This is a genomic window from Rhodococcus sp. ACT016, assembly GCF_050477185.1.
In the GTDB taxonomy this organism is placed as follows: domain Bacteria; phylum Actinomycetota; class Actinomycetes; order Mycobacteriales; family Mycobacteriaceae; genus Prescottella.
The window spans coordinates 5828552-5854380 of the sequence record NZ_JBEAET010000001.1; the positions used below are offsets into that span (position 1 = coordinate 5828552).

Consider the following 25829-nt stretch of genomic DNA (forward strand, 5'->3'; position numbering starts at 1 on the left):
TGCACGCGACCTCAGAAGACGACCCGAAATCGGGCGCGGTGCCCGCGGCCACGGGCGAGTCCCGACTCGCCCTCGTGCGTCGGGCCCGGCGGATGAACCGCCGTTTGAAAGAGGCGTTTCCGCACGTCTACTGCGAGCTCGACTTCACCACGCCGCTCGAGCTGACCGTGGCGACGATCCTGTCGGCCCAGTGCACGGATGTGCGGGTCAACCAGGTAACTCCCGCGTTGTTCGAGCGCTACCGCGACGCCCGCGCCTACGCCGAAGCCGACCGGACCGAGCTCGAGGAGTACATCCGGACGACCGGTTTCTATCGCAACAATGCGAATTCGATCATCGGTCTCGGACAGTCGCTCCTGGAGCGCTACGACGGCGAAGTTCCGAACAAATTGAAAGACCTCGTGACGCTTCCCGGCATCGGCCGCAAGACGGCGAACGTCGTCCTCGGTAACGCGTTCGGCGTGCCCGGAATCACAGTCGATACGCACTTCGGTCGCCTCGTCCGGCGCTGGAAGTGGACCGAGGAGACCGACCCGGTCAAGGTCGAGCACGCCGTCGGGGCGCTCATCGAGCGCAAGGAGTGGACCGACCTGTCGCACCGCGTGATCTTCCACGGTCGTCGGGTCTGCCACGCACGCAAGCCCGCGTGCGGGGTGTGCGTGCTGGCGAAGGACTGCCCGTCGTACGGCACCGGGCCCACCGACAAGGTCGCGGCGGCCGCGTTGGTCAAGGGACCCGAGACCGACCATCTTCTCGAGCTGGCAGGTATGTGAGCGGTATGCGTGTTTCCAGTGCAGCGCGGTGGAGTTTGGCCGCGCTCGTCGTGGTGGTGGCGCTGATCGTCGCGATCTGGCCGCGCGGCGGCAAGGACACCGCCGACGTCTCCGACTACCCGGGCGGGAACCGCTCGACGTCGCAGCAGGAGCGCCGCGGTGCCGACACCCCCGAGGCCCTCGCGCCGCTGCGCGCCGACGCCGCTCTCGCGCCGTGCCCCGCACCGACCGGCCCGGCGCCCGACGGCTCCGTATTGAAGGGCATCACGCTCGAGTGTCTCGGCGACGGCAGTCGCGTCGACGTCGGGGCGGCGGTCGCCGGCAAGCCGGTGCTGCTCAACATCTGGGCCTACTGGTGCGGGCCGTGCCGTGAGGAACTGCCGTACCTGCAGCAATACGCGGATCGTGTCGGGGACGCGGTTACCGTCATGACGGTGCACACCGATTCCAACGAGGCCAACGGGCTCGCCCGCCTCGCCGAGTACGACGTCCACCTGCCCGGAGTCCAGGACGGTTCCGCCCGGGTACAGGCCGCCGTCGGCTCGCCGGCCGTGCTGCCGGTCTCGGTGCTGATCCGCCCGGACGGCACGGTCGCGAAGATCCTTCCGCAGCAGTTCCGCAGCGTCGACGAGATCGCCGACGCGGTCCAGCAGTACCTCGGCGTCGCCGCATGAGCTTCCATCTGCAGCGCCCGCTGAACCCTGACGCCGCACCCGAATGGCTCAGCGCGGTGACGCGCACGCTCCCCGCCGACCCCAACCGCGTCAATCCGGTGCTGAACCGGCGGTCCCCGACGGGGGCCGCGGTGCGTCCGGCCGCGGTCCTCGTGCTCTTCGGCGGATCCGCCGAGTCCGATCCGCTCGCCATCGGGGGACTGCCCGCCGACGCCGACGTCCTGCTGACCCAGCGGGCGTCGACGATGCGTCAGCACAGCGGCCAGGTCGCCTTCCCCGGCGGGGCCGCGGATCCCGACGACGACGGACCCGTCGACACCGCTCTCCGCGAGGCGGAGGAGGAGACCAGTCTGGTACGGGCCGGCGTCCAGCCGCTCGCGATGCTGCCCGAGATCTTCATTCCGCCGTCGGGGTTCGACGTCACACCCGTGCTCGCGTACTGGCGCGATCCCAGCCCCGTCGGTGTCGTCGACGCCGCCGAGGCCGAGCGGGTCGCGCGGGTGCCGGTACGGGAACTGATCGACCCGGACAACCGCTTCCAGGTTCGACACCGGGCCGGCTATCAGGGACCCGCCTTCGAGGTCGACGGGATGCTGGTGTGGGGCTTCACCGCGGGTGTACTCGCGGGGCTACTGGCCGTGTCCGGGTGGGAACTCGAATGGGACCACCAGGACGTCCGCGACCTCGACGTAACCCTCACCCGCGTCGCGACCGGTGTGGAGAACGACGACATCACCACCGAATCGGGACATCACCGTCCGTTGCGAGGAATGGGGGAGCGTTGAGCGGATCCGGATGGATCGATCTGGCCGTGATTCTCGTGGCGCTGTTGGCGGCGTCGTCGGGGTGGCGGCACGGCGCGGTCGCGTCGGCGCTCGCGTTCCTCGGTGTCGTGCTCGGCGCCGTCGCGGGCATCCTCATCGCACCGCACGTGCTCGTCCACGTCGACGAGGGCCGGATGCGGGTGCTGGCCGGCATCGCGCTGATCGTGGTGCTGGTGGTCGTCGGCGAGGTCGCGGGCATGGTGCTGGGCCGTGCGGCCCGCAGTGTCATGCACAGCCCGGTGGCCCGCGGTGTCGACAGCTTCGTCGGCGCCGGTCTGCAGCTCGTCGCCGTCCTGGTCGCCGCATGGCTGCTGGCGATCCCGCTGACATCGTCGACGCAGGCCAACGTCGCGACCGCGGTGCGCGGATCCAAGGTGCTCAGCACCGTCGACGACGTCGCCCCCAATTGGCTGCGCGAGGTGCCCAGCGAATTCTCGGCGCTGCTCGACACGTCGGGCCTGCCCGACGTCATCGGACCGTTCGGGCGCACCCCGATCACGAACGTCGAGCCGCCCGATCCGAGTGTGCTCGCCAGCCCCGTCGCCCAGCAGCTGCAGTCCAGCGTGCTGCGGATCCGCGGGGCCGCACCGAGCTGCCAGAAGGCGCTCGAGGGCTCCGGCTTCGTCGTGGGACCCGAGCGCGTCATGACCAACGCGCACGTCGTCGCGGGCACGGCCTCCGTCAGCGTCGACACCGCCGCCGGGCCGCTCGACGCGCGCGTCGTCGTGTTCGATCCGGCCGTCGACGTCGCGATCCTCGACGTGCCCGGCCTGACCGCCGCGCCGCTGTCGTTCGCGCCCGACAAGGCTCGCACCGGTGACGACGCGATCGTCCTCGGCTACCCGGGTGGCGGACCGTACACCGCCAGCGCCGCCCGTGTCCGCGAGGTCCTCGACCTCCGCGGCCCCGACATCTACCGGTCCGGCACCGTCGAGCGCGAGGTGTACACGGTCCGCGGGTCGATCCGGCAGGGCAACTCGGGTGGTCCGCTCGTCGACACGCAGGGCCGCGTCCTCGGGGTGGTGTTCGGCGCCGCCGTCGACGACAGCGACACCGGTTTCGTGCTCACCGCCGACGAGGTGTCCAGGCAGCTCGAGCAGGCGAACGGGTCGACCGCCACCGTCGGCACCGGGGTGTGCATCGTCTGATGCCCGGCGCTGCCCGGGTCAGCGCGATGCGAGCGCGAACCGGGTCAGCGCCTCGGTGACCTCGGCGGGCGACTCCTGGTGCGCGAAGTGTCCGGCACCGGCGACCCGGTGCAGCTGCTGCCCGGGCGCGTGCACGGTCGAGCGTTCGACCGTGGCGGCCAGCACGTACGGGTCGAGGTCGCCGTGGATCTGCAGTACCGGGATGTCCACGCGCTGATCCATCGCGGTCATGAACCGGCGGCCATCCGGACGGAACTGGCTGCGGAACGCCCACCGCTGGTACTCCAGCGCCGAGTGCGCGACGCGCGGGATCTGCATCGCCGAGCGCAGTCGCCGGACCACCTCGGGGAACTCGTCGGACTGCGGCCACGCCGGCCCGGAACGGGCCCGCAGCAGGCGCTCGACCTCGGCGGCGTCGTCGCGGACGAGCCGCCGCTCCGGTCGCCACGGCACCTGGTAGTCCAGGAACGTCGGCAGCAGTGCGGCCCGCTGCCGGCGGTCACGCAGCACGGCCTGCTTGAGCGCGATCGGGTGCGGCGAGCTGACCAGCCCGATGGACTTCACCAGCCGGGGATGCAGCAGCGCCGTCGCCCAGCACACGAGGCCGCCGTCGGCGTGCCCGATCAGGGTGGCGTTGGAGTGGCCCATCGCGCGGATCAGGCCGGCGATGTCACCGGCGAGCGTCCAACCGTCGTAGCCGCGGGGCGGGGTGTCGGTGTCGCCGTACCCGCGCAGGTCGACGGCGACGGCACGGAAGCCTGCGTCGGCGAGGGCGGTCAACTGGTGTCGCCACGACCACCAGATGTCGGCGAAGCCGTGCAGGAGAACGACGAGCGGGGCGTCGGGGCGCGACGGGCCCGCCTCCGCGATGTGGATGCGGATGCCGTTCGCGTGGATGTCACGATGCGTCCACGGTCCGTCGAAACGGACCGTGGACGGGTCTGGCTGTGTCACTTGTGTGGTCAAGGCTCGTGGGGGTTACGGCTGGATCAGCCGGCGGTGCCCGTTCCGGTGCCCAGCGGCGAGGCGGCGTCCGGACGCTGACCCGGCAGCACGGTCGCGGCCTGCTTGAGCGAATCGATCGTCTTGTTCGGTGCGCGGAGCTTGCGGACCCGCAGGTAGCCGAGCAGCGCGAGCACTCCGGTGACGACGAGCATCAGCACGAAGACGATCAGGAACGACGCCCAACGATCGAGCCACACGCTCAGCAGTTCGGCGAGGAAGAAAAAGAAGAAGAAGGCACTGAACACCAGCACGGACAGCGCGAGGATGAAGAACATGCTGCCCTGCAGGCCCTTCTTCACCTCGCTGGTGACCTCGGCCTTCGCGAGTTCGACCTCGGCGCGGAACAGCGTCGAGACCTGGGCGGTCGCATCCCGGACCAGGGTGCCGATCGACGCGTGCTGCGGATCGTGGAGGTCGGTGAGGGGAATGGAGGAGACCGTCGTCGGAACCCCGTCGCCGGTGACTCGGCCGCCGTTTCCCGTGACTCCGTTGCCGTTGGTGAAGCTCACTTCTCGACCCCTCCAGGTTCTTCTGACGCGCTGGTAGCCGACTCGTGAGTGGTTCTCACGTGTCGGTGGCAGCGGCGCGGGCCTGATGGACCCGTCCGCGTCGCAACAGTAACGCCGATCCGATCAGTGACGCAGCCAACGATGTCAAGAGCACCGCGGCTTTAGCAATGTCCGCTTCGCTGCCGTCGCCGATACCCGCGAGCGCAAGATCGGCCACCAGAAGGCTAACGGTGAACCCGATCGCACCGAGCACCGACAGGGCGAACATGTCGCGGAAGCCGAGCAACCGCGGCTTGCTGGCGATGCCGAAGCGGACCGCGAGCCACGAGACTCCGAAGATGCCGACGGTCTTACCGACGAGCAACCCGAGGATGATCGCGAGCGAGATCCTGTTGGTGAACAACTCGCTCAGCACGTGCCCGTTGATCGGGACACCCGACGCGAAGAGCGCGAACACGGGCACACATACGGCCGCCGACCACGGCTGCAGACGGTGCTCGAGACGGGTGGCCGGCGAATACTCCTCGCCCGGGTCGGTGCGGGCACGGGTGAGCAGTCCCAACGCGACACCCGCGAGCGTCGCGTGGATGCCGGCCTGGTGGACGCTGTACCAGGTCAGCAGCGCCAGCGGGACGTACAGAAGAGGTGTCGTGATCCGGCGGCGCTGCGCGTACCAGTAGGCGACCAGGCAGGCGACCGCGGTCAGGATCCACAGCATCGCAATGGACCCGGTGAACAGCACGACGATGAGGATGATCGCGAGCAGGTCGTCGACGACGGCGAGGCTCAGCAGGAAGACGCGGGCGCTCGCGGGGATCCGTGACCCGGTGAGGGCCAGCACCCCCAGCGCGAACGCGATGTCGGTGGCGACGGGGATGGCCCAGCCGCGGTCCATGCCGGGTGTGCCGGCGCCGACGACGGCCGCGATGATCGCGGGCAGGAGGACACCGCCGCACGCCGCGATGATCGGCAGCAGGGCCTTCTTCCGGTCGGCGAGTTCGCCGACGACGAGTTCGCGCTTGAGTTCGAGACCGGCCACGAAGAAGAAGATGGCGAGCAGTCCGTCCTGCGCCCACATTCCGAGACTGAGGTTCAGGTGCAGCGCGCTCGGGCCGACCTGCCAGTCGCGGAGCGCGGTGTAGGAGTTCGCGAGGGGAGAGTTTGCCCACAGCACGGCGACCGCCGCGGCGATGAGGAGGATCGAACCGCCGACCGTCTCGGTGCGGAGATAGCGGGCCAATTCGGAGCGTGTGGCGGGAATCAAGTAGCGCCTTTCACCTGGTATTTCGTCGCGTACGGCAAGTTCACGCCGACCAGACTTCCCGGCACACCTCGAACGATCTTAACGCGTTCTTTGCGACCGTTCAGTCGGAAACTCTCGGTTGCTTCGCAATCTGGCGAAGTGTTGAATTCCTACGGTTTGGGATGAATTTCCACTGAGTGGAACACGTCGGGAACGCGGATCCGGTCGTCCGAATACCGGGATCCGCAGGGATCTGTGCAGGAGCATTGTGAGCAAGGGTGTCGAGTCCGTCGCGCGCGGGCAGGGCGAGTTATCGACGGTCGACTCGACCGACACGGTGGCGGGGGTGCCTCGCAGCCGCATCGTCGTCGCCAGCATGGTCGGTACCTCGATCGAGTTCTACGACTTCTACATCTATGCCACCGCTGCGGTATCGGTCTTCCCGCACCTGTTCTTCCCCAAGGGCAACGACACGACGGCCCTGCTGGCGTCGTTCGCGACGTTCGGTCTGGCGTTCGTCGCCCGCCCGGTCGGCTCGATCGTCTTCGGTCATTTCGGTGACCGCATCGGCCGTAAGGCCACCCTTGTCGGTTCGTTGCTCACGATGGGCATCGCGACGTTCCTCATCGGACTGTTGCCGACCTATCACGCGGTGGGGCTGTGGGCGCCGGCACTGCTGGCGCTGATGCGTTTCTGCCAGGGTCTCGGGCTCGGGGGCGAGTGGTCCGGCGCGGCGCTGCTGGCGACGGAGACCGCGAAGAGCGGCAAGCGGGCGTGGGCGGCGATGTGGCCGCAGTTGGGCGCACCGATCGGCTTCTTCTTCGCGAACGGCCTGTTCCTGCTGATCACGCTCACACTCGGCTACACGAGCAGTTCGTCCCCGGATCTCGACAGCGCGTTCCTCACGTGGGGATGGCGCATCCCGTTCCTGCTGAGTGCCGTCATGGTGATGATCGGCCTGTACGTGCGGCTCAAGCTCGAGGAGACGCCGGTGTTCGCCCGCGCCGTCGCGAACGGCGAGAAGGTCAAGACCCCGCTCAAGCAGGTGTTCAAGACCAGTTGGCGTCAGCTGATCATCGGCACCTTCGTGATGCTGGCGACGTACACGCTCTTCTACATCATGACGACGTGGATCCTCAGCTACGGAACGGGCAAGACCGCCGCGGACGGCGGCCACGGTGCCGGGTTCCAGTACCGCGACTTCCTCGTGCTGCAGCTGGTGGCGGTGCTCTTCTTCGCGGCCGCGATTCCGGTTGCGGGCTGGCTCGCCGATCGGTACGGCCGCCGAATCACCCTGCTCGTCGTCACGGGCGTCATGATGGTGTTCGGGCTGACGTTCGGTCTGATCCTCGACCCCGAGGGCATGGGCGACGCCCGGATGCTGACGTTCCTGATCATCGGCATGATCCTGATGGGTCTGACGTTCGGCCCGATGAGCGCGGTGCTGCCGGAACTGTTCCCCACCAACGTCCGCTACACCGGGTCGGGAATCGCTTACAACACGTCGAGCATCCTCGGCGCGGCGGTGGCGCCGTTCATCGCGACGTGGCTGGCCGAGAACTACGGCGTCGGGTGGGTCGGTGTGTACCTGCTGATCGCGTCGGCGCTGACGTTCGTCTCGCTGCTGATCATGCGGGAGACGAAGGACGAGTCGCTCGACGACGTCTGACGGTCGATCGATCCCGGGACCTCGCAGCGGTCATTGCGTTGCGGGTCACGGGTGGTGACAGACGAGTGGCCCGGGACATCATGTCCCGGGCCACTCGTCCGAGTCGAGGTTGGTCGGATCAACCGTCACCGCCTGCCGCATCGAGGCGGGTGTGCGCTCCTATCCGCAGACGAACAGCGGATAGGGTTCGCCGGGGATCATGCGGTCGTAGCTGACGCGGACCTTGCCGGGCTCGGGCACGACCCCCTCGATCCACGCGTAGGTCCAGGGTCCTTCGTCGAGTGCGACGATGGCGATCGTGTACGGGGCGAAGTCGGTGCACGTGCGGCTGGGGGAGATCTCCAGGACGGTGTACGACACGATCGTCCCGGTGCCCGACGACGGCGTCCGGCTGATCTCGATGCCGTGGCACGACGAGCACGTGGCCGCGTCGTGGGCGAGCAGTTCGCCGCAGTCGTCGCAGCGGCCGATTGTGAAGACGTCCACGTCCGTGATGGTTGAGCGATGATCGTGCATGGGAGACCTCGACTTCGTGAAGCTTGGGTTGTCCGGTTCCCACAGTTCCAACCGGGGCGCAATCCCACGACGGCAGAACTACCCGGGGACATACCTGTTTCCGGACGGGGTACGTACCTGGAGCCCGAAAGGCCAGGTCAGACGGCATCGGTATCGGATTGCCGGCCCTGCTCGACCACCCAGGCCGCGATCTGGGTCCGTGAGTTGAACCCGAGTTTCGCCAGGACATGCTCGACGTGGCCCTGCACGGTGCGCTGCGAGATGACCAGTTGGTCGGCGATCGCCTTGTTGGTCAGACCCTGCGCCACCAGGTCGGCGACCTCCTGCTCACGCGGGGTGAGGTCGGTCGCGGATCGATCGGGGGACGCCTCCTGGGGGAGTTCGTCGTCGATCGCGAATGTCACGGTCTCGTCGAGTGCCAGTCCCGCGCCCTGACGCTCGGTGGCGTCGAACGACCGGTCGCCGAGGGCGCGCCTGACGCGGTCCTCGGTGTCGTCGTGGTTCTCGCGGAATGCCGGGATCACGATGCCCCGGTTGCCGACCGACTCCCACAGTGCGCGGACCGCTCCCAGCAGCACCGCGCTGCGCTGGTACTCGGCCTTCGCGGCCGCGATCCACGCCAGTGCTTCGACGCAGATCGCGGCGCCGAGGAGATCGTCGACCGCGCCGCTCAGCCGGAGCGCCCGCTCGAACAACGGGCGTGCCTGATCCGGATCGTGGTTCCAGATGGCCAGGCCGCGCGAGCACAGGGCGTACGAACGATAGAGCGATTCCCCGTGGGCTTCCGTGATGGCAAGGACTTCGTCGGTGTACTCGCCTGCCTTGGCCGGCTCGCCCAGCGCCACGCACGTCATCGCGAGACCGAGCAGCGTGGTGATACGGCGGAGCAGGTCCTCGCCGTCTCGTACCTGGTCGAGAACGCCGTCCAGCACCATGAGTGCCTCCGGCAGGTCGCCGGCATAGATCGCGAGGTGGCCGGCCGCGTGCGCGACGACGATGTCGGTGTCCCGATCGCCGAGTTGGTCGGCGATGTCGTAGGCCTGCGTGATCAGCGCCCTACCGGTCTCGATGTCGCCCTGGTTCGCCGCCAGCAGGGTCGCCGCTGCCAGTGCCTTCGCGCGCAGCGGGGTGAGCTCGCCGTCCGGTGCGGCGAGTACTCGGTCGATCCAGAGCCGGCCTTCGGTGAGCAGTCCGCGGGAGATCCAGAACAGGAACAGCCCGTTGACGATGCGTAACCCGTTCGCGGCTTCGCCGGGCTCGGTGGTGCAGTACACGAGAGCGTCGCGCAGATTGGCCCGCTCACGTCCGATCCGTGCGATCCTCTCGGGCTGGTTCGGTCCGATCCATTCCGCCTCGGCGCGGGTGACCAGCGCCTGGTACCAGTCCCGGTGCAGCCTGCGGAGTTCGCGGTCCTCGTCCGCTTCACGGAGGCGCTCGAGCCCGTAGTCCCGCAGGATTTCGAGCAGCCGGTACCGGATGACCCCTTCGTTTTCCTCGCGGATCAGGATCGACTTGTCGACCAGCGAGGTGACCAGGTCGAGCAGGCCGAGCGGGGTCAGGTCGTCGCCGGCGATCGCCTCGGCCGCGTCGAGTTCGAATCCGTGCGCGAACACCGACAGGCGGCGCCACAGCTCCTGCTCGGTCGTGGTGCACAGATCGTTGCTCCAGTCGATGCTCATCTGCAGGGTCTGCTGGCGGCTCGGGGCGCCGCGCATACCGCCGGTGAGCAGGCGGAACCGATCGGTGAGCCGGGCCGCCACCTGGTCGACCGACAGCGCGCGCAGCCGCGCTGCGGCGAGCTCGATCGCGAGGGGGAGGCCGTCGAGTTCGGAGCAGATCTCGATGATCGCCGCCCGGTTGTCCTCGGTGAGCTCGAAGCCCGGGACGGCGGCGGCGGCGCGTTCGATGAACAGATTCACCGCCTCGTACTGCGTCAGTGACTTCACGGTCGTCGAACGATCGGGAACGGGGAAGGTGAGCGGGGGCACTCGCAGCACCGTCTCTCCGCCGATCGCGAGGGGCTCGCGGCTGGTGGCCAGGATCCGCAGATCCGGGCTCGTGCGCAGCAGGGTTTCCACGAGCTTGGAGACGTGATCGATGACGTGCTCGCAGTTGTCGAGGATGAGCAGCGCGTTTCGCGGACCCAGGTAGTCGGTGAGGATCTGCGTGGTCGGGACGGAGGCTTGTTCACGCAGGCCCAGCGTCGCGGCCACGGTCTCGGCGACCAGTTGCTGATCGCGTCGCTCACCGAACTCGACCAGCCAGACGCCGTCGTCGAACGCCCGTTGGGATTCGGCCGCCACCCGCAGTGCGAGGCGGGTCTTGCCGACGCCGCCGATCCCGGTCAGGGTCACCAGGCGCGAGCCGGCGAGCAGTCGTCTCGTCTCGGTCACCTCCCGGCGCCGACCGACGAAACTGGTCAGATCGAGAGGCAGGTTGCCGACCTTGCCTCGCCTCGCGGACGCCATCCGTGACCTTCTTTCGGTCCCCCCGGTCACGGTACGCCTGCGGGTCGGTTAGCGGGTTGACCTCGTGTTATGGCACCGAGGTGCGCAAGAAGGCAGCCGGTTCAGGAGGTCGACAGCGGATCCGCCGATGCGGGAGAGCGGTCGGCGACCGCCACCGACGGTGCCCGTCGTCGATCCTCGACGACGCGCAGCGCGGTCGCGCCGATGGTGATCCAGAACGAGGCGACGAGCGCGCCTCCGATCACATCGGTGAGCCAGTGAACGCCGAGGTACACGCGGGTGGCCGCGACGACGACAGTGGCGCAACCGGCGAGAAGCGCGAGCAGGGTCCGCACCCGAGGCGACAGCCCGACCGCCGCGATCACGACGATCATGCCGAGCAGGGTCGCGGTTCCGGTGACATGACCCGACGGGAACGAATGATCGGTTTCCACGATGCGCTGGAGCGACGCAGACGGCCGGTCTCTCCCGATCAGCGCCTTGAGTGCGGCGCTCGACACGGCCGCAGCGCCGACGGTGCCGATCAGCGCCACCGCCGGCACCAGCGAGCGGGACCTCCACGCGAACAGTGCCGCCACCGCGACCGCCAGCACCACCGTGGCCGCGGGGCTACCCAGGTCCGTGACCGCCATCGCGGCACCGTCCAGCGTGGCGGTGCGGTGGGCGACGAACCACGATGTGAGGGCCGCGTCCCGACCGGTCAGCCAACCGCCGTCGTGCACCTGAACCGCGAGCACGGCCATCGCGACGACGAGCCCACCCGCCCGCAGGGCCGCGGAGAGGTAAACGCGGCGACCGGCCAGCGCGACCCCGGCGACGAACACCACCGCGGCGATACCGAGGACGCCGAGCGCCACTTCCGCCGAGCCGGGTTCCGTGGCGATCTCGGCGGTGGTGTCGGCGGTCACGGTGTGCGCGAGGTCGAGAATTCGAGACATTCCCCGAGGGTTCCAAGACGGTGCTGTGCAAACACTGAGAGCGGGTGGTCCCTTCCGTCGCTCTCTGCTCTACTGAACCCTGCGGCCGACCAGATCGATGGAGGACCGGTGCGGATTCTGCTGGTGGAGGACGAGGTGCGCCTCGCCGAGACGGTTCGGCGCGGTCTGGCCGCGGAGGGGTTCGTCGTCGAGCTCGCGCACGACGGGTTGGACGGATTCGATGCGGCGGTCGGCGGCGACTTCGACGTCGTGGTCCTCGACATCATGCTGCCGGGCAAGAACGGCTACGACGTCGTCCGCGAACTCCGTCAGCAGGGCGTCTGGACCCCCGTGTTGATGCTCTCGGCGAAGGACGGCGAATACGATCTGGCCGACGCGTTCGATCTGGGGGCGGACGACTACCTCGTCAAACCGTTCTCGTTGGTCGTGCTCACCGCCAGGCTCCGCGCGTTGGTGCGGCGCGGTGCACCGGTCCGCCCGACCGTGCTGACTGCGGGCGGGCTCGAGCTGGACCCGGCGCGACGGCGGGTGAGTCGGGGCGGAGCGATGCTCTCCCTGACGCCGCGGGAGTACAGCGTCCTCGAGTACCTGATGCGCAACGCCGGGTCGGTGGTATCGAAGCTCGAGATCCTGCAATCGGTGTGGGACAGCCACTACGAGGGGGACGACAACATCGTCGAGGTCTACATCGGGTACCTCAGGCGAAAGGTGGACGCGCCGTTCGGCACTCGCTCGATCACCACTGTTCGTGGGGTCGGCTACTGTCTGGAGTCCGACGCCTGATCGCCGGTGTCGGCGGGCAACGTCACGACGAATCGCGCACCGCCGCCCTCGGGTTCGACGAGGTCTACTGTTCCGCCGTGTGCGGCGATGATCTCCGCGACGATGGCCAGGCCGAGTCCCGTCCCGCCTCCTTCACGGGTTCGGGGGGTGTCCAGGCGAACGAAGCGCTCGAAGATCCGGGCCCGTTGCGCAGCAGGCACACCGGGGCCGTCGTCCTGGACGGCGATCACCGCCGCGCCGTCGTGGAGTCCACATTCGAGGCGAATCTCGTTGTGGGCATGACGGACTGCGTTGTCCACCAGATTGCGGACCGCGCGCGCGAGTTGTCGCGGATCGCCGTGCACGCGGGCCGGCATGATCTCGGTTCGCACTCGCACGCCGGGTACTGCCCGGCATCGGGCGGACTCCGCGAGGAGGATGTCGTCCACGTCCACGTCGGTCGCGGTGCCTGCCAGTTCCTGCTCGTCGGCGCGCGCGAGCATCAGGAGGTCGTCGAGAAGGTCGCGCATCCGGCGTGCCTCCGGGAGGAGGGTTTCGTCGATCAGTGTCTCGTCGATCAACTCGGGCTTGGTGTGGGCCAGTTCGAGTGCGGCGGTGATCGTCGCGAGTGGACTGCGAAGCTCGTGTGATGCGTCGCTGACGAAGCGCCGCTGCGTAGTGCTGCCGTGCTCGAGCCGGGCCAGCATGTCGTTCATCGTCTCGGCCAGACGTGCGATCTCGTCGCCCGTTCGCGGCACGGGCACTCGCTCGTCGAGCCGCCCGGTCGAGATCGACGCCACCCGGGAGCGGATCCGTTCGACCGGCGCGAGCGCCCCGCCGACGAAGCGGTAGGTGGCGAACGCGACGAGCGCCACGACCAGCGGTCCACCGACGGCCAAGAGGAGGCCGACGGTGACGATCACACGCTCGACGGGTTCGCGGTCCGCGCCGACCAAGACGGTGAGCGGTTCGGACGGCGGACCCGCGCCCCGTGCAACGAGCCAGTAGTCGCCGCCGCGGTGGTCCTCCACCCGCCCGAGCGACACTTCCTCGCCCGGACCCAGGGTCGGTGTCGCCAACGGGGACGGTGGGGCGCCGGTCGATTCAGCGACGACCGAGTGGTCTGCACCGACCACCTGGATCACTCCGATCTGGTCGTCCGTCGCGAGCAGACCCGGATCGAGGGCCGCGGGCGATACGTTCTGCAACTGCATGGCGATCTGTTGTGCGCGGACGTCGGCCGCGTCCCGGGCCGACTGTTCCAGGGCCCGGTAGAGCACGAACACCATCGCCCCGCCGGCGATCACGAGGCAGACGATCACGACCAGTGCCGCGGCCGTGGCGGAACGGGCACGCACGTTCCAGCGACGCGGGTCCAGCGGAATGGCCTTCCGTCTCATCTTCTCTTCCCGAACTCCTCACGGTGCGCCGATCGCTCCGGGCAGTGACGACGGTACGGGTGTACGTGGCCGAGCGCGATCCCGACTCAGCCGGTTCACAGCATTGTGATGCCGATGTGGCAGCGTCGTGTCACTCGTCCAGCTGGGCAGTCAATGTCGCTGTGGCCATGGCGATCACGTTGGCCTTGAAGGTGTCGAGAGGGACCGGCATACGCCGGCGTCCGGCCATGTCCCGGGCGCGCACGGCGAGCATCGCGGAGACCAGGATCAGGGTCCCCTGGATGCGTTCGTCGACCAGGCGGGGCGGAAGGTGATCGATGCCGTCGCGCATGGTCCCGATGGTCCGGGCGAGGCTCGGGTACTTCTCGACGCCGTCGAGCTGGTCGGGCGTCAGTTCGTACATCGTCTGGCCGAGGATCCGCAGGTAGCGGCGCCCCGATTCCTCCGCGAGGAGTTCGGCGAGCGGGAGGACCGCGAGTTCGACCGCGTCGCGGGGGGTGGTCGGCCCGGGGTCCGGCCAGTCGGCGAGCAGTCGCGCCCGCCGCTCCTCGATCCGCTGGAGGTGCTTCTCGAGAATGGCCTGGAGTACGCCTTCGCGGGATCCGAAGTGGTAGCGCAACGCCGACGGATTGCGTTGTCCTGCACCTTGAACGATGTCTCCGACAAGTGTGGCCTCCACACCCTTGGTGGCGAACAGTTCCTCGGCGACCTCGAGGAGTTTCTGTTTCGTCGAAATCGTCTCCTGACTCATCCGCCTAGTGTAACTTCCCGGTCTACTACTAATAAGGAGTATTAAATGAACCTGGTCGAAGCGAGACGGTTCCGGGGGTTGCGGGCAGCTGTGGTGGTGGCCGCCGCGCTGTCGACGACGGTCGGCGGTGCCGGCACTGCCGGTGCCACAGGAAGTCTCGGGTCGGGCAGCCTCGGATTCGGAAGCCTGGACGGCGGGGGAGCGTTGCCGTACGCGGACACCGGGTGGGTCACGCTCCACGGTGATCCGGCCAATCGCAAGCAGCAACTGGGGGTGACGCCGGCCGCCGAGTACACGCGCTGGACCGCGCTCGAGGGCGCGGCCGTTCTGACCACCCCGGTGCTGCTTCCGAACGGCAACCTCGCGGTGACCACCGGAAAGGCCGAGGGGAACGCGAACCTGCACGTGCTCGACAGGCTCGGCAACACGGTCTGGGAATCGCCGGGATGGCGTGGACAGGACGGTGTCGACTCCGCGGCCATCATGTCCTCGCCGATCGTCGACACGGACGGAAACCTCTACATCAGTGACGCCGACCAGTTCTGGTCGTACACGAGCGGCGGTGATCTGCGATGGGTGATCGACCTGCCGGCCGCCCCGACACCCAATCCCTTCGCTGCCGGATCGCGCCCGATCAACCCGTTCGTCACCGCCGTGTTCACGAAGGACGGCGCGGTGCTGGGCACGACGGCCTTCGGTCAGGTCGTTGTCGTCGATCGCGCGACGGGCGAACTGCGAGCACCGATCCTGCAGTTGCCGGGCACGCTGGCGAAGCGGCACACCGCGACGGCGATGTCCCCGAGCATGTGGTCGGACGGGATCATGGATCCGGCCGTCAGGGATCCGATCTTCCAGATCATCATGGGCGGAATCGTGCAGAGCGCCAACACGCCTGCCGTCTACGCGACGTCGGGTCGTGTCTTCGTGGCTGCCACCGACACCGAGCCGGACAAGGGGGCGCTGTACGGGCTGGACGTGACACCGCCGCGGGGTGGGAAGCCGGGGTCCGTGTCGATCGCGTTCGCGGCGCAGATGGGCCCGGGCAGCGGCTCCAGCCCCGTTCTGTCCCCGGACGGTCGCACGGTCTACACATGTGACGACGAGGGCCTGCTCTACGCGTTCGACACCACGACGGGAGCACTGAAGTGGAGTGCGCCGTCCAACGCCGCCGCGGCTGCCGTCGCGGTGGATGCCGCCGGAGCCGTCTACGTCCTCACCAACCCCGGTGTCGCGTCGGCGTTCAGTGCGGACGGTGAAAAGCTCTGGGACGCAAACCTTGCGGCGGTCACCAGTGCGGCACTGCCCGTCAGTGACGCGTACGGTGCGCCGATCGTCCGGGGCAACGGCAATCCGACCGTCGTCGACGGCGCCGTGCTGATCGAGGTCTACTACGGGTACGACGTCCCGGTGCAGGGGTACCCGGTCTCGGTTCCGGTGAGGACGGCCATCGTCGAACTCGACCCGACGACGGGGGTGGGGCGCCGCAACGTCGCCTTCGCCAGTGACACCACGGAGGGACTGCTCGCCGTGGCACCCGACGGCCGGATGTTCTCGACGCTCGGGGCGATGACGTCGACCGCGATCGCGCCGCTCGCGCCGATGGTGAATCCGAATCTGCCCGAAGGCCTCTCGGTGATGAGCCTGCGTGGTGGGCTGGAAGGGTTCATCCCTGTCTCCTGACGTGCGGACCGGAAACGACGAACGGGTGCCGCCCGGACCGGAAGGTCCGGGCGGCACCCGTTCGGTCGGGTCCTACTTGCCGCGGATCGCGTCGAACACCTTGGGGTCGACGAGGGTCGAGGTGTCGCCCAGGTCGCGGCCCTCGGCGACGTCGCGCAGCAGGCGGCGCATGATCTTGCCGGAGCGGGTCTTCGGCAGTTCCGGCACGACGGTGATCTGCCGGGGCTTGGCGATGGGGGAGATCTCGGTGGAGACCTGCGCGCGCAGTTCCGCGATGAGCGCCTCGCCTGTGTTGTCGGCGCCTTCGCGCAGGATCACGAACGCGACGATGCCCTGCCCGGTGGTCTCGTCCGCGGCGCCGACGACGGCGGCCTCGGCGATCGACGGATGCCCGACGAGCGCGGACTCGACCTCGGAGGTGGAGATGCGGTGGCCGGAGACGTTCATGACGTCGTCGACGCGGCCGAGGACCCACAGCGCGCCGTCCTCGTCGTACTTGGCGCCGTCACCGGCGAAATAGCATGTGGGACCGTGGTAGTGCGCCCACCTCGACCAATAGGTCTCGCGGAAACGTTCCATGTCGCCCCAGATGCCGCGCAGCATCGCCGGCCACGGCTGGTCGAGGACCAGGTAGCCGCTGCCGCCGGCACCGAGTTCGTGGGCGTCGTCGTCGACGATCTTCGCGGAGATGCCGGGCAGCGGCGCCATCGCGGAGCCGGGCTTGGTGGCGGTGACGCCGGGCAGCGGCGAGATCATGATCGCGCCGGTCTCGGTCTGCCACCACGTGTCGACGATCGGGGCGGTGCCGGCGCCGATGACGTCGCGGAACCAGCGCCACGCCTCTGGGTTGATGGGCTCGCCCACCGAGCCGAGCAGCCGGATCGACGACAGGTCGTGCGCGTCGGGGATCTCGCGGCCCCACTTCATGAACGTGCGCACCAGCGTCGGCGCGGTGTAGTAGATCGTGACGCCGTACTTCTCGATGATCTGGAAGTGGCGGTGCTCGTCCGGCGAGTTGGGGGTGCCCTCGTAGACGACCTGCGTGACGCCGTTGCTCAGCGGGCCGTAGACGATGTAGCTGTGCCCGGTGACCCAGCCGATGTCGGCGGTGCACCAGTACACGTCGCGGCCGGCCTTGTGGTCGAACACGTTGTGGTGGGTGTACGACGCCTGGGTCAGGTAGCCGCCGGAGGTGTGGATGATGCCCTTGGGCTTACCGGTGGTGCCGGAGGTGTAAAGGATGAACAGCGGGTGCTCGGCGTCGAACGCCTGCGCCTCGTGCACGGGCGACGCCTTCTCGACGGTCTCGTGCCACCACAGGTCCCGCCCGGCGGCGATGTCGACGTCGATGCCGGTCCGCTTGACCACCAGCACGTTCCGAACAGAACGAGCACCGGCATCCGCACAATCGCCGGCATCGCCGGCCAACGCCTCGTCGACCGCGGGCTTGATCGGGGCGGCCTGGCCGCGGCGCCACTGCCCGTCGACGGTGACGACCAGCTTGGCCTCCGCGTCGTCGATGCGCGAGCGCAGCGCCGTCGCCGAGAACCCGGCGAACACGACCGAATGGGTCAGGCCCAGGCGGGCGCACGCGAGCATCGTCACGATCGCCTCGGGGATCATCGGCATGTAGATCGCGACACGGTCGCCGGCGACGAGGCCGAGTTCGGTGAAAGTGTTTGCCGCGCGGCTCACTTCGGCGAGCAGGTCGTTGTAGGTGATGTCGCGGCTGTCGCCGGGCTCACCCTCGAAGTGGATCGCGACGCGGTCGCCGTTGCCGGCGATCACGTGCCGGTCGACGCAGTTGTACGCGACGTTGAGGCTGCCACCGACGAACCACTTCGCGACGGGCGCGTCCGACCAGTCGAGGACCTGCGTCCACTCGGTCGCCCAGTCCAGGCGCCGCGCCTGGGTGTCCCAGAAGGCGAGCCGATCGCCGTCGGCCTCGGCCTGCAACTCGGGGCCGGCGTTCGCCGCGGCCGCGAACTCCGCGCTGGGCGGGTACACCTCGGGGGCGTCAGTAGCACTGCTCGTCATCTCGGCTTGCCTTCTTTCATCGAAATCGACGGTTGTCGCACGTGTGAGGGTAGTCACAGGTGATCGGCGTCGCAGGATTCCCTCCCGCGGAGCGGTCGCCGCCTGCGGTGATCGGTCGATTTCGCGCGACGGGCGGTCGGCGCGGTGCCGGGCGGGCCGCTTCGTTGCGATCGGGCCTCGAACGAGTGCCGATCCGGTCGGTGCTCGCTCGACCAGCCCGCGCGGACCCTCACCGCTGGCTATCGTCGCAGCACCAACCGTGCGTGCCTCGCCGGCGGGAGGAGTGCCTTGCGTATCGCGCGCGCCGCCGCGGCGGCGCTGGTGATGGGACTGGTCGCGTCGGTGCTCGCAGCGTGCACCGGCGGGACGACGTCGGGCACAGGCATCGTGTACGCGTGGAGCGGCGAACCGCAGAACCCGCTGATTCCGACCGATACGAGCGAGAACACCGGCGGCCGCGTGCTCGACGCCCTCTTCGCCGGCCTCGTCTCCTATACCGCCGACGGCGCCACCGAGAACGAGGTGGCGGAGTCGATCGAGACCGCCGACGGGCAGCACTACACGGTGACGCTCGAGAGCGGTTGGACGTTCACCGACGGCACCTCCGTCACGGCGCGGTCGTTCGTCGACGCCTGGAACTACGGTGCGCTGTCGACCAACGCGCAACTGCAGTCGTCGTTCTTCGATCCGATCGAGGGGTACGACGAGGTCGCGGCGGCGAACCCGACGGTGCAGACGATGTCGGGGTTACGGGTGCTCGACGACCGCACGTTCACGATCACACTGAAACAACCGGAGTCGGCCTTCCCGCGACGGCTCGGATTCGCCGCGTACTACCCAGTGCCGCAGTCGGCGTACGCGGACATGGCGGCTTTCGGGCAGCACCCGATCGGCAACGGTCCGTACCGGTTCGCGAACGATGATGCGTGGCAACACAATGTGCGGATCGATCTGGTCACGAATCCCGGCTACCGGGGCAATCGGGTGGCGCGGAACGAGGGCCTGGCGTTCGTGCTCTACAGCAACCTCGACACCGCCTACACCGACCTGCTGTCGAACAATCTCGACGTTCTCGACGGTGTTCCGGCCAGTGCGCTCGACACGTACGAGCAGGATCTGTCGGGGCGCACCGTCAATCAGCCGTCGGCCACGATCGAGACCTTCACCATCCCGGAGCGGTTGCCGCACTTCGGTGGTGCCGAGGGGGTGCTGCGCCGGCAGGCGATCTCTCAGGCGATCGACCGGGGGCGGATCACCGACCGCCTGTTCGCGAGCACCCGAACCCCGGCCCGGGATTTCACGAGCCCGGCGATCGAAGGCTGGACGCCGGATCTGCCCGGGGCCGAGCGCCTCGACTTCGTGCCCGATCGCGCCCGGGCCCTGTGGGCGCAGGCCGACGCCATCGCTCCCTGGTCCGGGTCGTTCCAGATCGCCTACAACTCCGATGGCGGACACCAGGACTGGGTGGACGCGGTGTGCAACAGCATCCGCAACACGCTCGGTATCGACGCGCACGGTGCGCCGTATCCGACGTTCGCGCAACTGCGGACCGAGGTGACCGAACGGACGATCGGGACGGCATTCCGGTCCGGTTGGCAGGCCGACTACCCGCAGCAGTACGGATTTCTGGCCCAGAACTATCAGACGGGAGGTAGCGCCAACGACGGCGAGTACTCGAACCCCGAATTCGACCGCCTGCTGCGGGCGTCGGCGGGCGCAACGGATCCGGTCGAGTCGCAGACGTTGATCGATCGCGCACAGGAGGTCCTGCTGCGCGACCTGCCGGCGGTACCGAACTGGAACCGGAACGCCACCGGGGGCTGGTCCGAGTACGTCACGAACGTCCGGATCGGCTGGGACGGCGTGCCGGTGTACTACCTGATCGAGAAGAAGTAGATCATGCTCCGATACACCGGCCGCCGCGTGCTGCAGATGATTCCGGTCTTCCTCGGGGCGACGTTCCTGATCTACGCGCTCGTGTTCCTGCTGCCCGGCGACCCGGTCGCGGCGCTCGCCGGCGACCGGGCCCTCACCCCGGCCGTCACCGAGCAGTTGCGGGCCCGCTACCACCTGGACCAGCCGTTCCTGGTGCAGTACCTCGAGTACCTGAAGGGGATCGTCACGCTGGACTTCGGGACGTCCTACTCGGGACGTCCGGTCGGAGAGGTTCTGGCGCAGGCCTTTCCGATCACGCTGAAGCTCGCGGTCATGGCCGTCGCGATCGAGACCGTGTTCGGGGTGGGTGCGGGACTGATCGCGGGCCTGCGGAAGGGCGGGATATTCGACTCCACCGTGCTGATTCTGAGCCTGGTGCTGATCGCGGTGCCGGTGTTCGTACTCGGGTTCCTGGCCCAATTCTTCATCGCCATCCGGTGGGGGCTGGCGCCGCCCACCGTCGGCGCCGACACCAGCTTCTCCCGGATGTTGTTGCCGGCGTGCGTGCTCGCCGCGGTGTCGTTCGCCTACGTGCTGCGGCTCACCCGCACCTCGGTCGCCGCGACCCTGACCGCCGATCACGTACGTACCGCGACCGCGAAGGGGCTGTCGCGGCCGCGGGTCGTCGGCGTCCACGTGCTGCGCAACTCGCTCATTCCGGTCGTCACGTTCCTCGGGGTCGACCTGGCGGCGCTGATGGGCGGCGCGGTCGTCACCGAGGGCATCTTCAACATCAACGGCGTGGGCGGCACGATCTATCAGGCCGTCATCCGGGGCGAGGCACCCACCGTCGTCTCCTTCGTCAGCGTGCTGGTGGTCGTCTACCTGATCGCGAACCTGCTCGTCGACCTGCTGTACGCGGTCCTCGATCCCCGGATCCGGTATGTCTGACGTGGCACGGGCGCAGGGCATGTGGGCGTCGACATGGCGGCGGCTGCGTCGCCGGCCGATGTTCCTGCTCGCGTGCCTGATCCTGCTGGTGGTGGCGGCGGTGACCTTGTTCCCGTCGCTGTTCACCGACCTGGATCCGCGCTACTGCGACATCGCCGACAGCCTCGCGCCGCCGCGGTCGGGGCACTGGTTCGGGTTCGACCGTCAGGGCTGCGACGTCTACGCGCGGACCGTGTACGGGGCGCGGCCGTCGGTCACGGTGGGGGTGTGCGTGACCACCGCGGCGTTGGTCATCGGGGTGATGTTCGGTGCGCTTGCCGGATACTACGGCCGCTGGGCCGATTCGCTGCTCTCCCGCGTCACCGATATCTTCTTCGGCATTCCCCTGATCCTCGCCGCCATCGTGCTGATGCAACTGTTCGCGCAGCGCACCATCTGGACGGTGGTGGCGGTGCTGGCCCTGTTCGGCTGGCCACAGATGGCGAGAATCGCACGCGGAGCAGTCATCTCGGCCAAATCCAACGACTACGTCCTCGCCGCCCGGGCCGTCGGGATGTCGCATCCTTCGATCCTGCTGCGGCACGTGCTGCCGAACTCGCTGGCGCCCATCATCGTCGTGGCCACGATGTCGCTCGGCACGTTCATCGTCGCGGAGGCGACGCTGTCGTTCCTCGGGATCGGGTTGCCGCCCACCACCGTCTCGTGGGGCGGCGACATCAGCACGGCGCAGGTCACGTTGCGGCGCGGTTCGACGATCCTGTTCTACCCGGCCGGCGCGCTCGCGATCACCGTCCTGGGCTTCGTGCTTCTCGGCGACGCCCTGCGCGACGCGCTCGACCCGACCACCGCGAGGCGGCTATGACGGACCCGGTGCTCGCCGTCGAGGGCCTCGACGTCTCGTTCGGGTCGGGGTCCTCGCAGGTGCACGCCGTGCGCGGGGTGGACCTGACGGTGTTCCCGGGCAGGACGGTCGCGGTCGTCGGCGAATCCGGTTCCGGCAAATCGACGCTCGCGCATGCGATCATCGGGTTGCTGCCGGGATCCGGCCGGATCACCGGAGGCCGGATCGTGTTCGCGGGCACGGATCTCGTGGGTGCGTCGGAGCGCGAGTACGTCCGGATTCGCGGCAGCGGCATCGGGTTCGTGCCACAGGACCCGGCGACCAACCTCAATCCGGTCTGGAAGGTCGGCTTCCAGGTCCGGGAGGCACTGGAGGCCAACGGGATCGCGAAGGGGCGCGCAGCGCGCACGCGCGCCGACGAACTGCTCACGGAGGCAGGCCTCGACGACGCGGCGGCGCGGTCCGGGCACTATCCGCACGAGTTCTCGGGCGGTATGCGGCAGCGGGTCCTCATCGCCATCGGCCTCGCGGCACGCCCCCGGTTGCTGATCGCGGACGAGCCGACGTCGGCGCTCGACGTGACGGTGCAGCAGCGGGTCCTCGACCATCTCGCCGGGCTCACCGGCGAACTGGGCACCGCGGTCCTGCTCGTCACGCACGACTTGGGCGTCGCGGCCGAACGTGCCGAGCACGTCGTCGTCATGCACCAGGGGAGGGTTGTCGAATCCGGCCCGGCCGAAAAGATTCTCACCGACCCCGAGGACGCCTACACGCGACGGCTGGTGGCCGCCGCGCCGTCGCTCTCCATGACGCGGCCGCGCGGGCGTGCCGAACCGGCGGCGCCGCCACTGCTGGTGGTCGACGGCCTGCGGAAGGTGTTCCGCCGGCGCGCGGCGAAACTCGGACGGCACACCGAGGTCACCGCCGTCGACGACGTTTCGTTCACCGTCGCGCGCGGCACGACGACCGCGATCGTCGGCGAGTCCGGCTCGGGCAAGTCGACCGTCGCCCGCATGGTGCTCGGTCTGCTGCCGCCGGACGCCGGATCGGTGGTGTTCGACGGGGCCGATGTCGCGTCACTGGGCCGGGGAGAGCGGCAGTTCCGTCGCCGCGTCCAGCCCGTCTTCCAGGACCCGTACGGCAGCCTGGATCCGACGTACTCGGTGCAGCGGATCGTCGACGAGCCGCTGCGGGTGCACCGAATCGGTGGCCGACGCGAGCGTGCCGCACGGGTGGGTGAACTGCTCGACCGTGTCGCCCTGGCGTCCGACATCGCGCACCGGTTCCCCGCGGAACTGTCCGGTGGGCAACGGCAGCGGGTCGCGATCGCGCGGGCGTTGGCGCTCGGACCGGACCTGGTCGTGTGCGACGAGGCGGTGTCGGCGCTCGACGTCGTCGTGCAGGACCAGATCCTGCGACTGCTCGACGACCTGCAGCGCGACCTGGGGCTGACATACGTGTTCATCAGCCACGACCTGGCTGTGGTCCGCCGGATCGCGGACCGGGTGGTGGTGATGCACGGTGGCCGGGTGGTCGAGGCGGCCTACGCGGAGGAGGTCTTCGAGCGCCCCCGTCACGAGTACACGAGACGCCTGCTCGACGCGATCCCGCGCGGCCGGCGGCGCTGACGGGTCACGGGGCCACCGGGCCGGCGTCGGGCAGCGGGTAGCGTCTGGGCCGTGAGTGTTCCCGTGACGGATCCCCTGCGGCCGCTGTTGGACCTGCCCGGTGTGGTCGAGTCGGCAGATCGCGCGCGCGACGCGCTCGGCGAGGTGCATCGGCACAAGACGAACCGTCGGGGCTGGCCGCAGACGGCCACGGAGGCATCCGTGCGCGCGGCCCGCGCGTCCGCCGCCATCGACGGCGGTTCGATGGAACTACCGACTCCGGGCACGGTGGGCGATCCGGTGCTGTCGGGTGCGCTGCGCGTCGCGCAGGCCCTGGACGGGGAGTCGCTGACCGTCATCCTCCCGACCTGGCAGCGTGCGCCGCTCCAGGCACTCGCGCGCCTGCATCTGCTCGCCGCGGCCGACCTCGTAACCGATCAGGAGACACTGGGGCGGCCGCGCACCGAGTCGGGTGTCGGGGAACGCCTCGACATGCTTGCGCAGCTGATCACGGGTGGGACGAAGGCGCCCGCCCCGGTGCTCGCCGCCGTCGTGCACGGCGAACTGCTCGCGCTGCGGCCCTTCGGCGTGGCCGACGGGATCGTGGCCCGCGCCGCGTCGAGACTGGTCGCCACTTCGACCGGCCTCGATCCGCACAACCTCGGGGTGCCCGAGGTCAGTTGGATGCGCCGGGTCCCGGCGTATCGGGCCGGGATCGAGGGATTCGCGTCGGGAACGCCCGAGGGCGTAGGTAGTTGGGTGATTCTGTGTTGCGGTGCGCTCGAGGCGGGCGCCCGCGAGGCGATGTCGATCGCCGATGCCGCCGCGGGCTGACCAGGATCTACCTGGCGCAGACATGCGTAGCGGGTGGAGTCACCGACCTCGGTCGGATTCGCCACCCGCTAGCACGGACTGCCGGGTTACCAAGCGTGCAAGGTGGGTTGTGTGTCAACGGCCTCGGCGTAGGCTCGGTCGGTGGCGGGTCGTCCCTGCAACCTGTGCGGGGTCCTTGCCGTCAGGCGTCCGAGTCGCGCAAGCCCACAACGCTTCTGCCCTTATAGTGGCTTGTGCTCCGCGTGGGTACCTGGTGCCCGTGCTCGGAAGTCCGTGCGGGGAATCGGGCCTTCTCTTCCGGTCCGATCCTGGCCTTCCGGCCTTCCGTAACTCCTTTGTACCCCGTGCTCCAAACCACTTCAAGTGGCAATTTTCCTTTGTGGCAGACGCGGGTTCAGCGCTTTCGGCGTCGGATGCCGTACGTGAACGCCCCGGCGACGGCCGCGCCTGACAGCACCGCCGCGGCCGTGGCGACCGTAGTTCGCGACGGCGTCTGCAGTCGCGCGCGCAGCGACACGGGGTTGGAGAAAGACAATACGGGCCAACCATTTTCGCCGGCGGCACGACGCAATGCGCGATCCGGGTTGACGGCAGTGGGGTGGCCGACCGCCTGCAGCATCGGTAGATCGGTGACCGAATCCGAATACGCGTAGCACTGCGACAGGTCGTACCCGTGGGTCTTCGCCAGCTCGTGCATGGCCTCGACCTTGCCGTCGCCGTAGCAGTAGAACTCGAGTTCGCCGGTGTACCGGCCGTCCTCGACCACCATGCGGGTCGCGGTGCTGTACGTGGCGCCGAGGGCGGCCGCGATGGGCGTCACCACCTCCTCGCCGGACGCCGAGACGATCACGACGTCGTGGCCGCGTGCCTTGTGATCGGCGATGAGATCGGCCGCCTCGGCGTACACCAGCGGATCGACGATGTCGTGCAGCGTCTCGGCGACGATGCTGCGGATCTGCTCGACGTCCCAGCCGGCTGTCATGTTCGTCAGATGGGCGCGCATCCGCTCCATCTGGTCGTGGTCGGCGCCGGAGAGGAGGAAGAGGAACTGCGCGTAGCTCCCCTGCAGGACGGACCGGCGGGTGATGAGTCCTTGCGCGAAGAACGGCTTGCTGAAGGCGAGCGCGCTCGACTTGGCGATGACGGTCTTGTCCAGATCGAAGAACGCGGCCACACGGCCGCGTTGGGTGAGTGCGCTCGGGAGGGCGGTCACGTGGCCAAGAATAGGGGAGGAATGGGGTGTTTCGGTCCGCGTCGCCGGTCACCGCGCGTCGTGCGCGCCGAATTCCGGACTTTCCAGGCAGGTCGCGGACGATAAGTGAAC

General features: G+C 68.8%; 22 protein-coding genes. 12 read left to right on the top strand and 10 right to left on the bottom strand.

Annotation, left to right across the window (positions count from 1 at the left end):
• The first annotated feature begins 92 nt into the window (after positions 1–92).
• Genes nth through marP form a run of 4 tightly spaced genes read left to right on the top strand, consistent with a single transcriptional unit; the run spans position 93 to position 3419 of the window.
• Entirely contained in the window at positions 93–773 is a 681-nt protein-coding gene (gene nth / locus ACQ5DX_RS26695; RefSeq protein ID WP_430335811.1) for an endonuclease III, read from the top strand.
• Between the two features lie 5 nt (positions 774–778).
• A complete protein-coding gene (locus ACQ5DX_RS26700) occupies positions 779–1447 on the top strand; it encodes a TlpA family protein disulfide reductase (protein WP_430335470.1) in 669 nt (222 codons plus the stop codon).
• Positions 1444–2232 carry an NUDIX hydrolase gene (locus ACQ5DX_RS26705; RefSeq protein ID WP_430335471.1) on the top strand — a complete coding sequence of 263 codons (789 nt, stop codon included), beginning with the start codon at positions 1444–1446 and terminating at the stop codon, positions 2230–2232. The genes ACQ5DX_RS26700 and ACQ5DX_RS26705 overlap by 4 nt, the downstream gene beginning before the upstream one ends.
• Positions 2229–3419: an acid resistance serine protease MarP gene (gene marP, locus ACQ5DX_RS26710; protein ID WP_430335472.1), complete on the top strand. Its 1191-nt coding sequence runs from the start codon at positions 2229–2231 to the stop codon at positions 3417–3419. The genes ACQ5DX_RS26705 and marP overlap by 4 nt, the downstream gene beginning before the upstream one ends.
• Positions 3420–3437: 18 nt before the next feature.
• On the opposite strand, the gene ACQ5DX_RS26715 is transcribed toward marP, so the two are convergent.
• The 3 genes from ACQ5DX_RS26715 to nhaA are packed head-to-tail and all read right to left on the bottom strand — an operon-like array spanning position 3438 to position 6197.
• A complete protein-coding gene (locus ACQ5DX_RS26715) occupies positions 3438–4373 on the bottom strand; it encodes an alpha/beta fold hydrolase (protein WP_430335473.1) in 936 nt (311 codons plus the stop codon).
• A 35-nt stretch (positions 4374–4408) separates the two neighbouring features.
• Positions 4409–4933 (bottom strand): phage holin family protein, encoded by a 525-nt coding sequence (locus ACQ5DX_RS26720; protein ID WP_430335474.1) that lies wholly within the window; start codon positions 4931–4933, stop codon positions 4409–4411.
• A 55-nt stretch (positions 4934–4988) separates the two neighbouring features.
• Positions 4989–6197, bottom strand: a complete 1209-nt coding sequence (gene nhaA, locus ACQ5DX_RS26725; RefSeq protein ID WP_430335475.1) for a Na+/H+ antiporter NhaA — start codon at positions 6195–6197, stop codon at positions 4989–4991.
• Between the two features lie 316 nt (positions 6198–6513).
• On the opposite strand from nhaA, the gene ACQ5DX_RS26730 reads away from it, so the two are divergent.
• Positions 6514–7845 (top strand): MFS transporter, encoded by a 1332-nt coding sequence (locus tag ACQ5DX_RS26730; protein WP_430335812.1) that lies wholly within the window; start codon positions 6514–6516, stop codon positions 7843–7845.
• A gap of 159 nt (positions 7846–8004) precedes the next feature.
• Here the strand turns inward: ACQ5DX_RS26730 and ACQ5DX_RS26735 are convergent, their stop codons facing one another.
• From ACQ5DX_RS26735 to ACQ5DX_RS26745, 3 genes are all read right to left on the bottom strand, one after another.
• A complete protein-coding gene (locus tag ACQ5DX_RS26735; RefSeq protein ID WP_430335476.1) occupies positions 8005–8331 on the bottom strand; it encodes a Zn-ribbon domain-containing OB-fold protein in 327 nt (108 codons plus the stop codon).
• 167 nt (positions 8332–8498) lie between these two features.
• Complete coding sequence (locus tag ACQ5DX_RS26740; RefSeq protein WP_430335477.1) at positions 8499–10829, bottom strand: ATP-binding protein; 2331 nt, start codon at positions 10827–10829, stop codon at positions 8499–8501.
• A 101-nt stretch (positions 10830–10930) separates the two neighbouring features.
• The gene (locus ACQ5DX_RS26745; protein ID WP_430335478.1) at positions 10931–11767 is read right to left on the bottom strand and encodes a phosphatase PAP2 family protein; all 837 of its coding nucleotides are present in this window, start codon (positions 11765–11767) and stop codon (positions 10931–10933) included.
• A gap of 108 nt (positions 11768–11875) precedes the next feature.
• Between ACQ5DX_RS26745 and ACQ5DX_RS26750 the strand changes: the two genes are divergently transcribed.
• On the top strand, positions 11876–12550 hold the full coding sequence (locus tag ACQ5DX_RS26750) for a response regulator transcription factor (protein ID WP_430335479.1): 675 nt from the start codon (positions 11876–11878) through the stop codon (positions 12548–12550).
• Here the strand turns inward: ACQ5DX_RS26750 and ACQ5DX_RS26755 are convergent.
• Entirely contained in the window at positions 12526–13929 is a 1404-nt protein-coding gene (locus tag ACQ5DX_RS26755; protein WP_430335480.1) for a sensor histidine kinase, read from the bottom strand. The genes ACQ5DX_RS26750 and ACQ5DX_RS26755 overlap by 25 nt on opposite strands.
• Before the next feature lie 130 nt (positions 13930–14059).
• Positions 14060–14680 (bottom strand): TetR/AcrR family transcriptional regulator, encoded by a 621-nt coding sequence (locus tag ACQ5DX_RS26760; RefSeq protein ID WP_430335481.1) that lies wholly within the window; start codon positions 14678–14680, stop codon positions 14060–14062.
• Positions 14681–14725: 45 nt separating this feature from the next.
• On the opposite strand from ACQ5DX_RS26760, the gene ACQ5DX_RS26765 reads away from it, so the two are divergent.
• The gene (locus tag ACQ5DX_RS26765; protein WP_430335482.1) at positions 14726–16360 is read left to right on the top strand and encodes a PQQ-binding-like beta-propeller repeat protein; all 1635 of its coding nucleotides are present in this window, start codon (positions 14726–14728) and stop codon (positions 16358–16360) included.
• Positions 16361–16432: 72 nt separating this feature from the next.
• Here ACQ5DX_RS26765 and acs read toward each other — a convergent pair whose 3' ends face one another.
• A complete protein-coding gene (gene acs / locus ACQ5DX_RS26770) occupies positions 16433–18397 on the bottom strand; it encodes an acetate--CoA ligase (RefSeq protein WP_430335483.1) in 1965 nt (654 codons plus the stop codon).
• Between the two features lie 324 nt (positions 18398–18721).
• Here acs and ACQ5DX_RS26775 point away from each other — a divergent pair, with 324 nt between their 5' ends.
• The 5 genes from ACQ5DX_RS26775 to ACQ5DX_RS26795 all read left to right on the top strand — a co-directional run bounded on the left by ACQ5DX_RS26775 (position 18722) and on the right by ACQ5DX_RS26795 (position 24505).
• Positions 18722–20293, top strand: a complete 1572-nt coding sequence (locus tag ACQ5DX_RS26775) for a peptide ABC transporter substrate-binding protein (RefSeq protein WP_430335813.1) — start codon at positions 18722–18724, stop codon at positions 20291–20293.
• Between the two features lie 3 nt (positions 20294–20296).
• Positions 20297–21223 (top strand): ABC transporter permease, encoded by a 927-nt coding sequence (locus tag ACQ5DX_RS26780; RefSeq protein ID WP_430335484.1) that lies wholly within the window; start codon positions 20297–20299, stop codon positions 21221–21223.
• On the top strand, positions 21216–22085 hold the full coding sequence (locus ACQ5DX_RS26785; protein WP_430335485.1) for an ABC transporter permease: 870 nt from the start codon (positions 21216–21218) through the stop codon (positions 22083–22085). Before ACQ5DX_RS26780 ends, ACQ5DX_RS26785 begins: the two co-directional genes overlap by 8 nt.
• On the top strand, positions 22082–23692 hold the full coding sequence (locus ACQ5DX_RS26790; RefSeq protein WP_430335486.1) for a dipeptide ABC transporter ATP-binding protein: 1611 nt from the start codon (positions 22082–22084) through the stop codon (positions 23690–23692). The genes ACQ5DX_RS26785 and ACQ5DX_RS26790 overlap by 4 nt, the downstream gene beginning before the upstream one ends.
• Positions 23693–23755: 63 nt before the next feature.
• Positions 23756–24505, top strand: a complete 750-nt coding sequence (locus tag ACQ5DX_RS26795) for an oxidoreductase (protein ID WP_430335814.1) — start codon at positions 23756–23758, stop codon at positions 24503–24505.
• Positions 24506–24899: 394 nt separating this feature from the next.
• On the opposite strand, the gene ACQ5DX_RS26800 is transcribed toward ACQ5DX_RS26795, so the two are convergent.
• Positions 24900–25718, bottom strand: coding sequence for an HAD family hydrolase (locus ACQ5DX_RS26800; RefSeq protein WP_430335487.1), 819 nt, complete (start codon positions 25716–25718; stop codon positions 24900–24902).
• Positions 25719–25829 lie beyond the last annotated feature (111 nt).